This window comes from Pseudomonas sp. GW821-FHT09D08, from assembly GCF_059416305.1.
In genome coordinates, this window is record NZ_JBWKOX010000031.1 from 40,096 (window position 1) to 54,009 (window position 13,914).

Annotated in this window: 13 protein-coding genes; 4 read left to right on the top strand and 9 right to left on the bottom strand. The window is 60.8% G+C overall.

What is annotated here, in order from left to right; translation table 11 throughout:
* The first annotated feature begins 41 nt into the window (after nucleotides 1-41).
* Entirely contained in the window at nucleotides 42-839 is a 798-nt protein-coding gene (locus AC07OP_RS29925) for a DNA/RNA non-specific endonuclease (protein ID WP_495103085.1), read from the top strand.
* A 9-nt stretch (nucleotides 840-848) separates the two neighbouring features.
* Here AC07OP_RS29925 and AC07OP_RS29930 read toward each other — a convergent pair whose 3' ends face one another.
* From AC07OP_RS29930 to AC07OP_RS29940, 3 genes are read right to left on the bottom strand one after another with little or no spacing between them, the layout of a single operon-like run.
* Nucleotides 849-1,028: a DUF1289 domain-containing protein gene (locus AC07OP_RS29930; RefSeq protein WP_027604002.1), complete on the bottom strand. Its 180-nt coding sequence runs from the start codon at nucleotides 1,026-1,028 to the stop codon at nucleotides 849-851.
* A gap of 23 nt (nucleotides 1,029-1,051) precedes the next feature.
* Nucleotides 1,052-1,954 (bottom strand): CDF family Co(II)/Ni(II) efflux transporter DmeF, encoded by a 903-nt coding sequence (gene dmeF / locus AC07OP_RS29935; RefSeq protein ID WP_495103084.1) that lies wholly within the window; start codon nucleotides 1,952-1,954, stop codon nucleotides 1,052-1,054.
* The gene (locus AC07OP_RS29940; RefSeq protein WP_405125562.1) at nucleotides 1,951-2,226 is read right to left on the bottom strand and encodes a metal/formaldehyde-sensitive transcriptional repressor; all 276 of its coding nucleotides are present in this window, start codon (nucleotides 2,224-2,226) and stop codon (nucleotides 1,951-1,953) included. The genes dmeF and AC07OP_RS29940 overlap by 4 nt, the downstream gene beginning before the upstream one ends.
* A gap of 503 nt (nucleotides 2,227-2,729) precedes the next feature.
* On the opposite strand from AC07OP_RS29940, the gene AC07OP_RS29945 reads away from it, so the two are divergent.
* Nucleotides 2,730-3,941, top strand: coding sequence for a YeeE/YedE family protein (locus tag AC07OP_RS29945; protein WP_495103083.1), 1,212 nt, complete (start codon nucleotides 2,730-2,732; stop codon nucleotides 3,939-3,941).
* 1 nt (nucleotide 3,942) lies between these two features.
* Here AC07OP_RS29945 and AC07OP_RS29950 read toward each other — a convergent pair whose 3' ends face one another.
* On the bottom strand, nucleotides 3,943-4,104 hold the full coding sequence (locus AC07OP_RS29950; protein ID WP_065923882.1) for a DUF2986 domain-containing protein: 162 nt from the start codon (nucleotides 4,102-4,104) through the stop codon (nucleotides 3,943-3,945).
* 164 nt (nucleotides 4,105-4,268) lie between these two features.
* Here AC07OP_RS29950 and panB point away from each other — a divergent pair, with 164 nt between their 5' ends.
* Complete coding sequence (gene panB, locus AC07OP_RS29955) at nucleotides 4,269-5,084, top strand: 3-methyl-2-oxobutanoate hydroxymethyltransferase (RefSeq protein WP_169897895.1); 816 nt, start codon at nucleotides 4,269-4,271, stop codon at nucleotides 5,082-5,084.
* On the opposite strand, the gene AC07OP_RS29960 is transcribed toward panB, so the two are convergent.
* From AC07OP_RS29960 to AC07OP_RS29980, 5 genes are all read right to left on the bottom strand, one after another.
* On the bottom strand, nucleotides 5,072-6,460 hold the full coding sequence (locus AC07OP_RS29960; protein ID WP_495103082.1) for an aminotransferase-like domain-containing protein: 1,389 nt from the start codon (nucleotides 6,458-6,460) through the stop codon (nucleotides 5,072-5,074). The genes panB and AC07OP_RS29960 overlap by 13 nt on opposite strands.
* Nucleotides 6,461-6,471: 11 nt before the next feature.
* Entirely contained in the window at nucleotides 6,472-7,698 is a 1,227-nt protein-coding gene (locus AC07OP_RS29965) for an MFS transporter (RefSeq protein ID WP_495103081.1), read from the bottom strand.
* A 205-nt stretch (nucleotides 7,699-7,903) separates the two neighbouring features.
* On the bottom strand, nucleotides 7,904-8,422 hold the full coding sequence (locus tag AC07OP_RS29970) for a DUF2569 domain-containing protein (protein WP_027604009.1): 519 nt from the start codon (nucleotides 8,420-8,422) through the stop codon (nucleotides 7,904-7,906).
* Between the two features lie 80 nt (nucleotides 8,423-8,502).
* Entirely contained in the window at nucleotides 8,503-9,543 is a 1,041-nt protein-coding gene (locus tag AC07OP_RS29975; protein WP_495103080.1) for an alpha/beta hydrolase family protein, read from the bottom strand.
* 95 nt (nucleotides 9,544-9,638) lie between these two features.
* The gene (locus tag AC07OP_RS29980; RefSeq protein WP_495103079.1) at nucleotides 9,639-11,660 is read right to left on the bottom strand and encodes a methyl-accepting chemotaxis protein; all 2,022 of its coding nucleotides are present in this window, start codon (nucleotides 11,658-11,660) and stop codon (nucleotides 9,639-9,641) included.
* A 534-nt stretch (nucleotides 11,661-12,194) separates the two neighbouring features.
* Between AC07OP_RS29980 and AC07OP_RS29985 the strand changes: the two genes are divergently transcribed.
* Nucleotides 12,195-13,475 carry an ImmA/IrrE family metallo-endopeptidase gene (locus AC07OP_RS29985; protein WP_495103078.1) on the top strand — a complete coding sequence of 427 codons (1,281 nt, stop codon included), beginning with the start codon at nucleotides 12,195-12,197 and terminating at the stop codon, nucleotides 13,473-13,475.
* Nucleotides 13,476-13,914: the final 439 nt, after the last annotated feature.

Here is a 13,914-nt window from a genome sequence, read left to right on the forward strand (position 1 = left end):
CGCGGAGCCTGCCGCTTCACTTTCCTTCGAAGATTCAATCCATGCACCTACGCAACATTGCAGTTGGGCTATCGGCCTTTATCCTGTTTTCGGCCGGGGCGCATGCCCGTGGTGCGATAGACCTTTATTCCACTCAGGAACGGCAGTTGTCGTTCGACAGCTGTGCCGATGTATTCCCTGGCGCGACGCCGATCAAAACCGCAACCATCCCCGCCAGCATGAAACCCCTGGCGCTGTGCTCCGACCATTTCGCCGTGCTGTATTCGCAAACCAGCAAGACGCCGCTGGTGGTGGTCGAGCGCCTCAACGCCCGCCAGCTCAAGGACGCCAAAGGCGAGGAACGGACCAACCATTTCTACGCGGACCCGCGCATTCCCAAGGGCGCGCGGGCCGAGTTGAGCGACTACCATGGCCAGCAACCGGCTATGGATCGCGGCCATCAATCCCCGGCCGCCGATGCCCCCGATGCCAAGGCCATGGCCCAATCCTTTGCGCTGTCGAACATGGTGCCCCAGGACCCCACCAACAACCGCAAGATCTGGAGTAAGGTCGAGGCCGACGTACGCAAGTTCGCGGTGCGCGCGGGCGGTGACGTGTATGTGTTCACCGGGCCGCTGTTCGACCCGGGCTACAGCACCATCGGCGACAACCAGGTCTGGGTGCCGACACGCCTGTTCAAGCTGGTGTACGACGCCTCCAGCCAGCGCGCCTGGGCCTACGTGCTGCCCAACGCCGAAACGCGCATCCAGAAGCCGATGGACTACGACACCTTCGTGAAAAGCACCGGGCTCAAATTGCTGGGCAACCTTCCGGTATCCGGGTCGGTGGGGCGCTCCTGATCAAGCGGCTTACCTGGCTTTTTTCAACGCTTTCAAGCGTTGGGTTGCACGTTGCACGGCGGCCATTTTCTCGGGGCGTTTCATGCGTTTCCACTTGCGGATCTCGTCCTTGCTGCGGCCACAGCTGACGCACAGGTCGCCGCTGAGCTGGCAGGTGGAGACGCAGGGGTTTTCGATGTCTTTAGCCAAGGGGTCACCTGGGGGGTAAAGGCTTACGCCGAACGAAACTCAATGGTGAGGTGGCTCACTTCATGCACCGCCTTGAGACGCTCGCGAAGGGTGTCGGCATCCGTGGTGTCCTGGCCGAGCACACTCACAATCGCCGCGTGGGCGTCGGGGCCCACGCGCCACACGTGCAGGTCGGTAATCCTGGCGTCGCCGGGTTGTTCGACCAACGCGCGGATCTCGGCGGCGACGTGCTCATCGGTTTGATCCAACAGCACACCGGCGGTCACCCCCATCAGGCTCCAGGCCCAGCGCGCGATCACGATGGCACCGACGATACCCATCACCGGGTCCAGCCACACCCAGCCCAGGTAACGCCCGGCCAGCAAGGCGGCGATGGCGAGGACCGAGGTCAGCGCATCGGCGAGCACATGCACATAGGCGGATTTGAGGTTGTTGTCGCTGCCGTGGTGGTGCTCGTGATCGTGCTCATGGCTGTGACCGTGGCCCAGCAACAGCGCACTGACGATATTCACCACCAGGCCCAGGATGGCAATCAGGGTCGCGGTACCGAACTGCACCTCGGTGGGTTCCAGCAGGCGGACCACCGACTCGACGCCAATGCCCAGGGCCACCAGCGCCAGGATCAGCGCCGAGGCGAAGCCACCCAGGTCGCCCACCTTGCCGGTGCCGAAGCTGTAGCGCGGGCTGTGCGCGTGGCGTTTGGCATAGGCATAGGCTGCGGCGGCAATGCCCAACGCGCCGGCGTGGGTCGCCATATGAAAACCGTCGGCCAGCAGGGCCATGGAGCCGGTGAGGTAGCCGGCGGCAATTTCCGCCACCATCATCACCACCGTCAGTATCACCACCCACAGGGTGCGTCTGGCGTTCTCGTCGTGGGCGGCGCCGAGGAACACATGGTCGTGGGCGTGGTAGGTCGTGGGCGTCATTTGGCGTAGCGCCGGATGGCTTCGAGCAGTTCTTCGACGCCCTTGCTGCGTTCTTCCTCGCTGAGGGAGGGATCGGCCACGTGCGCCCTGGCGTGCTCTTCGATGATTTCTTCCATCAAGCCGTTGATGGCGCCGCGCGTAGCGGCCACCAGGTGCAGGGTCTTGGCGCAGTCGGCGTCCGACGCCAGGGCTTTTTCCACCGCCTGAATCTGCCCGGCGATGCGCTTGACCCGTTTTATCAGGCTGTCTTTGTTGGCTGCGATATGGCTCACGGTATACCCCCCCTACCTATAGTGCGGCGAAATGTGTCATACCCCACCCCCCTATGCAAGGTAACCGCAGCGAGAGGCTGTTGTGTAGCCAACTGGGACCCTGTGGTGAGCGGTCTTGTCGAATCGTCGCACCGCCCGCGTTGGGCTGCGCAGCAGCCCCAAAACCAGGCGCGGAGGAGTACCTGATACACCGCATTCATCTTCATCAGGGGGCGCTTCGCACCCCAGCGCGGGACAAGCCCGCTCACCACAGGAATTCGGTCGCCTGAAATTGTTTATGCAAGACTCAAGACTTTTTGGTTAAGTTTTAACCCCTAAAAATCAATTGGTTATGTTGAATTTTAGAGGGGTTATCGAGCCCTGGCGAGGCTGCGATGGCGGTGGCATCGCTTGCATCTACGTTGCCTGACACACCGCTATCGCAGCCTCGCTGAAGATCGACAACGCCCACAGGTTATACTCGCCCCTTCGCAATCACCCCTTCAAATCAAACCGAGATCCCCATGAGCACCTCTCTTTCCCTCACCCCTGCGCGCAAGCCTGTCGCGCCGCTGGTGGCCTTTGTCATCCTGGTGCTGGGCGCCTTGTTCCTGCAAAACAGCGTCGGTTCGCGCCAGGTGCTGTTGCTGGTGGTCGGCGCCGCACTGGGCTTGACCCTTTACCACGCTGCCTTCGGCTTCACCTCCGCCTGGCGCGTGTTTATCAATGATCGCCGTGGCGCAGGCCTGCGGGCGCAGATGGTGATGCTCGCGCTGGCGGTGCTGCTGTTTTTCCCGGCGCTGGGGGCGGGCACGTTGTTCGGGCAACCGGTGGTCGGGCTAGTGGCGCCGGCCGGGGTGTCGGTGGTGTTTGGCGCGTTTATTTTCGGCATCGGCATGCAGTTGGGCGGCGGGTGTGCCTCGGGCACGTTGTTCACCGTGGGCGGCGGTAATGCGCGCATGCTGGTGACGCTGTTGTTCTTTATCTGCGGTTCGCTGATCGCCACCCACCATGTGGACTGGTGGTTTGCGTTGCCGGCATTCCCGGCGGTGTCCATCGTCAAGAGCTTCGGCGTGGTGCCGGCGTTGCTCGCCAGCCTGACCATGTTTGCGCTCATCGCGGCCGTCACCGTGCGCCTGGAAAAGCGCCGCCACGGCCAGCTTGAAGAAGGCGTGACCAGCGAACACCAAGGCCTGCGCCGCTTCCTGCGTGGGCCATGGCCGTTGGTGTGGGGCGCGATTGGTTTGGCGTTGCTCAACTACGCCACCCTGGCACTGGCCGGGCGGCCGTGGGGGATTACCTCGGCCTTCGCGCTGTGGGGCGCCAAGGTGGCAAACGGGTTGGGTGTGGACGTGGCCAACTGGGCGTTCTGGCAAATGCCGGGCAACGCCAAGGCCCTGGCTGCGCCGGTGTGGGAAGACATCACCAGCGTCATGGACATCGGCATCGTCCTCGGTGCGCTGTTGGCCGCCGGCCTGGCCGGGCGCTTTGCCCCCAGCCTGAAGATCCCGGCCCGTTCGCTGCTGGCCGCGGTGATCGGCGGCCTGCTGCTCGGCTACGGCTCGCGCCTGGCCTACGGTTGCAACATCGGCGCGTACTTCAGCGGTATCGCCTCGGGCAGCCTGCATGGCTGGGTGTGGCTGGTGGCGGCGTTTATCGGCAACAGCGTGGGCGTGCGCCTGCGGCCGTTCTTTTTCGCGGGTGAGCGCCGGCCCGAAGCGCTGAGCGGTTGCTGAGTTAACCCTCGGGGGACATGTCTGGCGCCTGGGCGGCCTCAGCCGCCAGCTTTTCCCGCTCGGCCTTGCTGATGTACTTATCCTTGGATTTCGGTGCCAATTTGGCGCTGGCCTTTTTGGCTTTGGCCTTGAACAGCTGTTGCAGTTTTTTCTGGCGATTCATGGGTTGTTACCTGGCGTGTACGTGCGCGGATGATACCAGCTTAAAAAACCGCGACGGCTGCCTGGGTCGCTTTTTAGCGCCGATCTGTGCATTGAATCGCCGCGCCTTTCGCCAATACTCGGGCCCCGCATTCCCCGAGTATTGAACGCGATAAGGAACACACCATGAGCCTGCACACCCGCACCAAACGCATGACCGTGCCCCAACTGGTCGCCATGAAAGGCCAGCAGAAAATCGTCTCCCTCACGGCCTACACCAGCGCCATCGCCAGGCTGATCGATCCGCTGGTGGACTTCATTCTGGTCGGTGACTCCACGGCCATGGTCGGCTATGGCCGGCCGTCGACCTTGAGCATGCAGCTCGAAGAAATCATCGGCCACACCCGTGCCGTGGTCGACAGCACGCGCCTGGCCTGTGTGATTGCCGACATGCCATTTGGCAGCTATCAGGAATCCCATGAACAGGCGTTCCGCAATTGCGCCCAGGTGTTGGCGCGCACCGGCTGCGATGCGGTCAAGCTGGAAGCCAACCAGGCGCTGGCGGGCACCGTGGCGTTCCTGGTGGCGCGTGGTATTCCGGTGATGGCGCACGTGGGGCTGATGCCGCAGTTCGTCAACGTGATGGGTGGGTTCAAGGCCCAGGGCCTCACGGCTGAAACCGGCGCCGTGATTACCGAAGACGCCCGCGCCAACCTGGAAGCGGGCGCTTTCAGCCTGCTGCTGGAAGGGGTGGCCGAAGGCGTGGCGCGGCAGATTACCCAGGACTCGGACAGGCCCACCATCGGCATCGGCGCCTCACCGGCCTGCGACGGCCAGGTGCTGGTCACCGAAGACCTGTTGGGCCTGGGCGGCGAGCATCTGCCGCGCTTCGTCAAGCAGTACGCCGATGTCGGCGCGGTGATTCGCGATGCGTGCGAGCGGTTTGCCGACGACGTGCGCCAGGGCCGCTTCCCCCAAGCGCAACACTGCTACGGGCTTTGACGGATCGCCTGGGCCAACAGCTGCACGGCCTGGGCGATATCCTTGCTCCAGTCGAGGGTGTAGCTCAGGCGCAGGTGATACGGCCAGTTGCCGTGCAGGCTGAACAACTGCCCCGGGGCGATCACGACGCGCTGGGCCAGCAGGCGCCCGAACACCTGCCCCATGTTGACCGGGCGCCTGGCCTCCAGCCAGAAACTCGCGCCGCCATGGGGTTCGACCACGTGCCACTCGCCGTGCGTTTCCAGCAGGGCTTTCATGCGCGTCATCCGTTCCCGCAAGGCCGCGCGCAGCATCAGCAGGTGCTGGTCGATGCGCCCGGAGGTGAGCAGCTTGGCAATCGCTTTCTGACGGGTCGGCGACAGGCGAAACCCCCGCTCCAGGAACACCCGCTGCAACTGCGGCCCTTGTCCGCGACACAGCACATAAGCGTAGGGCGCCTCCGCGCCGATCACCTTGTCGAAGGTCGAGAACACCAGCAGTTTCTGTGGGTCGGCAAAGTCGCGATAGCGGGCGGCGGGCGCCTCGAAATACAGCTCGCCGTAGGTGTCGTTTTCGAACAGCCAGATGTCCCGCTCTGCCAGCCAGCGGCAGATCTGCTGTTTATCCTGCGCTGGCATCACGCCGCCCTGGGGCACGTTCACGCTGGATGACAGCACCGCCAGGCGGATCGGCTCCCGCTCGAGCAGTGCCTGGAGGGCGGGCAGGTCGAAGCGCCCGTCCGCGCCGAGGGGCATTTCAATCACGCGGATATTCGCCGCCTGCAACTGACGCAGCACCGCCCACGAACACGGCGACTCCACCACCGCCAGCGTGCCACGCAACGCCAGGGCGCTGAGCGACAGGTCCAGCACGCTGTGCAGGTCCGAGCCGATATACACCTGTTCGGCCTGCCAATAGCGCTGGGTGGATTGGGTGTAGCGCGCGGCCAGCGCTGCACGCAACTCGGGCTCGCCGAACGGCAGGTACAGCGGGGTGAGGGCGCGCGGGTACTGGCGGGCCAGTTCGCGCTCCATCATCAACAAGGGGTTTTCCAACGACAGCAGCATCGCCGGGGCGTCGCTGCTCAGGGCCAGCATGCCCGGCTGGCGGGCGTTGGCGAATACCTGGTCGAGCAAATCAGGCGAACCTTCGCTCAACAGCGGCGCCGCCACGGCCCGGGTGAAATAGCCACGCTTGGGCCTGGCCTGGACACGCCCCTCATCCTCCAGCAGCGCATAGGCGTACTTGGTGGTCGACACCGACACGCCCAGGCGCCGGGCCAACTGGCGCAGGGACGGCAGTTGGCGTTCGCCTGCCGAAGGGTTCGCCTCGATCAACTCGACAAGGTAGCGGTACACCGCCTGATAGGCGAAAGAAGCGTCGTTGGCGGTATCCATGGTCCCTCGGTTTAGCCAGGCTGGGCCGCCAGGCTATTACTGATGTTGCGCCCCAGCACCAGCACTGTAACAAAACCGCAGCCCACCAACGCCGTGGCCAGGCTCAACAACACCGAGCTGCCCAGTTGGTCGACGATGCGCCCGCCGAAGAACGAACCCAAGGCAATGATCACCTGGAACAAGGCCACGAACAGCGGCATGCCGCGTTCGACATCCTTGGGCGCCACCACAAACATCCAGATACTGGCACAGGCCGGGAAGGCGCCGAAGGCGAAGCCCCACAGCCCGATCAGCATCGCTGCGCCGGTCATGCCGGTGGCGAAGTGGGGGAACAGCGCGGTGCTGGTGCCGATCATCAGCGCCACCAGCAACAGGGTGTGACGCACGCTGCGGTTGGCGGCGAAACCGGCAAAGATATTGCCGAACACCCCGGCCACGCCGAAGAGCAGCAACAGCGAACCAATCGTCGGCCCGTCGAAGCCGGAACTGTATTTGAAGAACGGCGCCACATAGGTGTAGGCCGCAAAGTGCGCCAGGCCGATCAACAGCACCGCGATCAACCCGATCCGCGCCTGTGGGTTGATAAACAACGCCGGCAGGTCGCTGACGCGAATGGCCTTCTCCGGGGTGAGCCGCGGCAGCAGGAACACCTGCGCCAGCAGCACCGGCACGCCCAGCAGTGCGGTGACCAGGAACGTCATGCGCCAGCCCATCAGGCCGCTGAGCCAGGTGCCGACCGGCACGCCGAGCACGGTGGCCAGGGTCACGCCCATCATGATGATCGAGGTGGCCTTCGCCACGTCCACACCCCTGGGCGCCAGGCGCCCACTGAGGGCAATGGCCGTGGCCCAGAACCCGCCGATACTGATGCCCAGCAAGACACGGCCGAACAGCAGCAGGCTGAAGTCATTGGCAAAGGCCACCACCGAGTTGGCGATGATCATGATCAACGTCAGGCCGATCAGCAGGTAGCGCCGGTCCATCGCGCCAATGCTCACCGACAGGAACGGCGCAGCGAGGGCGGCCATGATGCCGGGCAATGTCACCATCAGCCCGGCATGGCCGGCACTGATACCGAGGTCGCTGGCGACGTCGTTGAGCACACCCACCGGCAGGAACTCACTGGTCACCAGGGCGAAAGCGCCCACCGCGACCGAGAGGATTGCCAGCCACTGCTGTTTGACGCTTTGCTGATTATGTTCGGGACGGCCGCTGGGGGCCTGGAGGGCACTTGGCATGATGCTGGGTTCCAAGGGGGATGTCGCCTGAGGCCAGGCGAAGGGGAAGAATTGGGAGGCGATTATAGGAATCGGGCCTGGCCACCCTATAGGCGAGCGGTTCGATAGTAATCATCAGTGCTATCGATGTGAGGGGGCTGCGTAGTTCAGCGGCATCGCCTTGGCAGCCTGCCAGTCATCCGGCAGGCGCTCGATGCTCACCGCGTCAAGGGCTGACGATGCCCGGCGCTTGCGCCGCAACCGGCCGGTGTTGGACAAACGTTGCCTTGACCCTTTTGGAGAACAGTATGTAGGGGACCCAGATCGAGGTGGACACCAATCCGCGGACGGTTTCCTTGGTCGTGTTGTAGTCGAATATGGGTTCATCCACCAGAACAAGCGAGCTGAACCATGCATCAAGTGGAACGTAAACAGCCGAGGCGATGAGCGTGACGATATAAACCTTGGGGAATAAATAATGTTCGCAGAAGAACAGGTAAACCAAATAACCAAAGGCCGCGATAAAGACTGCATTGACGAGGGTTTCTGAAATCAGGATCGCGCCCCACAGGGCGTTAGTCATCGTCGTGCCGGATGAGGTGAGGATGCTGAACGAGCCATCTGCGAATATTGGGTAATACACCGCGATAAGGGCATAACCCAGGCGCGCCAAGGCTATAAACAGGCCCAAGCCAACCACGATCAACCAACCGCCAAGTCCCTTCGGGTGTTTACTTTCTTGCATGTTCGCTCCGCAGTTCAATAGCGTTAAAACGATAAATAGTCAGCCGTGACTCGACACGTGCTCTAAGGTCGATGCCTGCTTTACTGTCGAAACGATCGGCGTAAAAACTCACTGATCAGCCCCACCACCTGCTGCTGAATCACCGCCCGTGGCCGAGCCCCCTCACCATCGCGGCAAATCATGCCGTCGCCCGGTGAACTCTCCTCGATCAGCGCCATGCCCCCCGGCTTGCAGATCGACATAAAGCTGAAGTGCGTAGCGTCGGCGATCTCCACGTACTTCGTCGTTGCTTCAGGCAGCCGCTTGACCATGTCGGCGGACTCCAACTGCGGGTCCATATCCTCCGATGGCACGCCCCCCGCAATCACCAGCGCCGGTACCGGCAATGCAGCCAGGCTGGCGTCGGTGAAGCCGCGGGACAGGCCCAGGTCCAGGGACACGATGGCGGTGACGCGCTTGTCGCTCAAATCCGCCGCCAAGCGCGCTTTACCTTCTGGCGTGCCGGCGGGGTTCATCTCCTGGTAGCCGATGCAACCGCCGAGCTTGGGGTGGATGCTGCAGTCGCGGCTGAACAGCTCGGGGTCGAAGCGCGCCCCGGCGAGTTCCAGCACGGTCCAGCCGCCAAGGGAATGGCCCACGGCGGCAATCTGGCCTTTCGCGACCGCGCCAAATAGCTTCGGCTGAGCCAACACCGCGTCGATCACGCGGCTCAGGTCGGCCGGGCGTTGCCATAACTGCGCGGCGGTTTGCGGGTTACGGTCTTTGGTGGTGGTGCCGGGGTGGTTGACCGCCGCCACGATGTAGCCCTGATGCGCCAGCGCACTCGCCAGCCACACCTGCTTGCCCCAGTTGCCGCCATAACCGTGGGAGAGCACCACCAGCGGATGCTCACCGGCAGCCGGCGGCGCGTCGGGTACGGCGAGGGCACCGATGAACACCGCGTTGTCGGCGATCAGGGTGGGTTTGGCGGTGGTGGTAGCGGGGTACCAGACGACCAGCTCAAGTGGACGCTTGTCTTGTGCATCGGGCAGGGTGACGGTCTTGAACCCGACGGGGTTTTCGGCGGCGAGGGCGGGAGCGGTCAGGCACAGCAATAGCAGGGCGGCGAGGGCGTTTTTCACGGTTGTTATCGTCCTTGATATGAGCGACGCATCATGCACTGAATCCCCCGTTCAGTGCCATGAGCCCCGCGCCATTTTTTACCTGCCGTTAGCGCCTACCCATGGGTCAACCCCGTCAACGTATCCGCAATGGTCTTGGTCCGTTGCGCCGTACCCTCCGTTGCTCGGCTCGACGCCTCCAGCACATCCAGCATCTCCCGCAGCGCACCCACCCCGGTGGACTGGTCTTCAATCTGCTGGGCCACCCGCTGGATCTCACTCGACAACAAGTCGATATCCACACCAATTTCCGCCGCATTCTTGCGCGTGATTTCCGCCAGCTTGCGCACCTCGTCCGCCACCACCGCAAAGCCCCGGCCCAGGTCGCCCGCGCGCGCCGCTTCAATCGCGGCATTGAGTGCCAGCAGGTTGGTCTGCCCGGCGATCTGCTGGATCACCTGCACAATCGACTGGATACGCAAACTCGACCCCGCCAGCGTGCGCGCCCCCTGTACCGCGACATCCGCCTGGCTCGACAGCCCCTCCACCGTGGCCCCTGCCTGGGCAGACACGCTGTTCTGCTGGCCAATCGTGCCCACCAGTTCATCCATCGAGGCGTGCAACTCGCCGGAGTAATGCTTGAGCTGCGAAGCGATGTCCTCCTGCTGACGCTCGGCCTGGGCCAACACCAGGCCCAAGTCGGCCAGGCCCTCGAAGACTGGCAGGATATTGCGGTCCAGGCCTCGGGTATTCAGGGTGTCGGTGAAGTCATTGTTCTTGAACGCGGTAATCTGCTTGACCACCACATGGTTCAAACCCGCCAGCTTCTTCACCTGACGCCGTAGGAAAAACGCCTTGAACTCGCCGTAATGGGCGATGAAATTGTCCACGTACTCATCACTGAAACTCGCCCCCTTGGCCACCCGAAAGAAGAAAATCGCCGTCAGCGTCTGGTTCAGGTTCAGGCCCAGAATCTCCCCGAAGGTCGAAAACCCCGCCAACGGCACATCCCCAAAAATGCCGGCCATGCTGCCCAGCTCGGCGCCGTTGTTCAGCCGGCGCAGAATGCAGTCATTCAAAATTCCCGCCACCGGCTGGCCACCCTTGCCGCGCAGGAACTGCTCATAGTCCAGGCGCGTCGCCTCCCGCAATGGCGTACGCCGCACCATCACCAACTCCTCGCCCGGCGCCACGTCGCAAAACAACTGCACGATCTGCTGCTCATAATCGATACGCGCGATAGACCGCACAAACAACTCACTGCCCACCCGAATCGCAAACGAATAATCCGCCAGCTTCGACTCCAACGCCTGGGGCGCGCAACTGAACGCATCACACAGCGCCTGCACCATGCTCTTGATATTGCCGCTGCTGTCGATCACCTGGTCAATCGTGCGGTCCTCCACCGACGCCGTCAGCACACTGAAGGTCAAATCCGCCGCCTTGAAATTCTGGCTCTTGAACACCCCAAACCGCACATGGGCCGCCGTTTTCAGGAACACAATCTGCGCATGGTTCTGATAACTGCGCTGGCCGTCATGAATCAGCGTCTTCTGGAAATCCGACTTACCCCCGGCCGATCCCCCTACAAACAAACACGGAAACCGCCCCGACTCATACAGCGCCTCCATGAAAAACGACTCCGACGCCGACAACCCATCGAACACCACATACGCCAAGGTATCGCGATGATCGATCGACGTACGTACCTGCACCCGCTTGATATTCGCCACCAACTTGGCAATCCGCTCCTGCATCCCCAGGCGAGTGCCGCCACCGCGAATGTCCTCACACTCCAGCGGCACCATCACCACCTCGGCCGAAGCGATCAGACTGTCGTCGAACAACTGCAACACCACCCGGTCCCAGCGCTCGCCGGTGGCGCAATACAGCGAACCGGGCGCATTGCACAGCTCGCCGGAGGTGGTGCACAGGCTGAGGGTGGACTGGGGGAAACGATGCTTGAGCTTGGCGGCGATGGCGTCGATGTCCAGATGCGGCGAGATAAAGCCGGTGATCAGGGTGGGGGTGATGCGTAGAGCGCTGAGGGCGGCGTCCAGATTGTTGGCGGTGCTGGTGAGGGTGGTGGTGCCTTGGCGAGCGGGCCGGGATTTTTTCAGGAGGGAGAGTGGGTTCATAGGGTGGGCTCGGTCGGGTGGGGATGCGGGGGTAGGCATGTGGTTAGTAGGGTTATCGGCAGGTTGGGTGGGGGCTGGAGGGGGAGGGTGGGGGATGCGACGGATGGACGCGGGTGTTCTTAGGTTGGTGTTCATAGAGGGGCTGCTTTCGGCCGATTCTGTTGAAAAAGTCGGCCATGGTTTCCACGGTAGAAAAGTACCCGCTTGAGATTGAAGTCTTGACTTTGATCAGAGGATTCCGGGCTCGGATTTCGCGTAGCTGCGCGCAAAGAAGGCATTTTCAACAGTCAGTACGCGGGCAGTCTGGAAGGACCGACTTTTTCAACAGAATCGGCCAAAAGCTGACACTCAACGATACATATCAAACCGGAAAAGATTGAACAGGAACCTACTCCACCCTTCAATTGGCTTATCAAGTAGCCGCTCTCCATCGACAGCTAGAGTGTCGCCTCGAATAATCAACAATACGCATAGGAAACTCTACTGCGCTATCGGCTATTCTCAGAGCCCAATCAACAGCATTTCTGCGTAACTATGGAAATTGAGAAGCTAAGCACTTACGCCAAGGGCGACAAATTTGAAGAGCAGGTCTTTCAGTTCCTGTCTCGTGAGATCCATGAGGGGCGCTTCTTCTGTCGACCTGAGAACTGTCAGATCTACAGAAAAAGAGGCTATTACTCACGCGATCGAGACGACGCCATCATCTTCGATATTTCGATCGAGGTGTTCCTGCCGGGTCTCGAAAAACCATCGATGATCATCATAATAGAATGCAAAAACTACAGCGGCACTGTTCCCGTATGCGACATTGAAGAGTTCAGCTCAAAGGTCAGTCAGGTTACCGGCTTCAACGTCAAAGGGATCTTCGCCTCCATGAGCGCATTTCAGTCCGGTACGTTCAACATTGCTCGCAACAGAGGCTTTGGCCTTCTGCGGTATTTTGACCAATCTGAGTTTCGATGGGAGCTCCCTCGTGCGTTGCTGACAGGAGCTCAAAGCGCAAAATCGCGTAAGCGTGCGGAAATTGAATATGCTCTAACACATCCTGACTTTCGGCCCACTATCTACAGCGCATACGCCGTCACTCCGTCTGGTTACACGGATGGGTGGGACGGTATCTGGAGAGGCCTCAGTTTAGAAGCAGCTTTCAGTGAAAATGAGCTGAGGTTGATTCATCCGCCCCTACCTGCGGCCAAGCCGCGTGTTGCCTTTGTCTCAAAAAACAGCATCGAAGACTTGGCTGAACGGGTATTGAAGTCGATATGCTACATCAGAGGCGATGTAGATCTGAACAAGCTTGTTCTCCATGAGAAAAATACCAATGGCTTGAATGTGCGTTTTATTGGGGAGAGCCGCTCAGCTCTGGGTAGCATTACTTTCAGCCCCCTGGAAATAAAAATCTTCACCACCGACGAACAGTCGTCCTTGGCCAGGTTCACACTAGCCCATGAGCTAGGACATTATTTCCTTAGCCATGGACGATATATGACGCGCGAAAGCATTCAGTCTCGGGACATTGATCAAAGCCAGCTCATCACGATTCCAAAGGGGGAAATCGAGCGACTTGAATGGCAGGCAAACACGTTTGCCTCATGCCTGCTTATGCCGCGAAATGAGTTAAATATGGCACTGAATCTTTTGATTAAGCATCATGAAATTCGAAACCGAGGGCATGGCGTTCTGTATTTGGATGGACAACGTGACAATGTAGATAATTTCTGGAAAGTCGCGACAGCGCTGAGTAAGTACTTTAGGGTGTCTTTGACAGCGATTCGATTGCGTATGAAGGCATTGAATCTTCTAGTAGAAGCCTGAATGGACATTTGGATTAAGCTAGATGCGGCAGAATGGAAGTCTCAGAACAATTGAATAACTTTGAAGTTTGCGTGAGAAGCTGACAATTGGAGTGAGTCGTCTCAAGTTTGAGATATACCATTGAACGACAGCTTTTTGCCGGTGACTTGCATCTAGTATCTGAAGCTGATTCGAAGCTGCCACAGATTTATTTATCTCATAGCCCGATGCAGCAACGATCAGTCGCTACTGAGCTATGGTCGCGTCTAACTACTAAAGTATGTTGCCGACTCCAGCCTCTCCAATGCCTCAAACTGAGTCGGCTTCCCTAGGGCTGACGCGACCTCCCTGCATTCGAGGAATGAAGGTCTGATGCAGTTATTTTGTAAGCGCTCCATAAACCCCACCTGTTCAAAAATAGGCGGCGCGCTTAGCTAGGCGATGCGGGCGAACAGTTCCA

Bases quoted from the DNA above. Each gene is read 5' to 3' on its own strand.
- AC07OP_RS29965 (WP_495103081.1), bottom strand. From the start codon at position 7,698: ATGCCAAGTGCCCTCCAGGCCCCCAGCGGCCGTCCCGAACATAATCAG.
- AC07OP_RS29960 (WP_495103082.1), bottom strand. From the start codon at position 6,460: ATGGATACCGCCAACGACGCTTCTTTCGCCTATCAGGCGGTGTACCGC.
- AC07OP_RS29945 (WP_495103083.1), top strand. From the start codon at position 2,730: ATGAGCACCTCTCTTTCCCTCACCCCTGCGCGCAAGCCTGTCGCGCCG.
- AC07OP_RS29980 (WP_495103079.1), bottom strand. From the start codon at position 11,660: ATGAACCCACTCTCCCTCCTGAAAAAATCCCGGCCCGCTCGCCAAGGC.
- AC07OP_RS29985 (WP_495103078.1), top strand. From the start codon at position 12,195: ATGGAAATTGAGAAGCTAAGCACTTACGCCAAGGGCGACAAATTTGAA.
- dmeF (WP_495103084.1), bottom strand. From the start codon at position 1,954: ATGACGCCCACGACCTACCACGCCCACGACCATGTGTTCCTCGGCGCC.
- panB (WP_169897895.1), top strand. From the start codon at position 4,269: ATGAGCCTGCACACCCGCACCAAACGCATGACCGTGCCCCAACTGGTC.
- AC07OP_RS29950 (WP_065923882.1), bottom strand. From the start codon at position 4,104: ATGAATCGCCAGAAAAAACTGCAACAGCTGTTCAAGGCCAAAGCCAAA.
- AC07OP_RS29970 (WP_027604009.1), bottom strand. From the start codon at position 8,422: ATGCAAGAAAGTAAACACCCGAAGGGACTTGGCGGTTGGTTGATCGTG.
- AC07OP_RS29925 (WP_495103085.1), top strand. From the start codon at position 42: ATGCACCTACGCAACATTGCAGTTGGGCTATCGGCCTTTATCCTGTTT.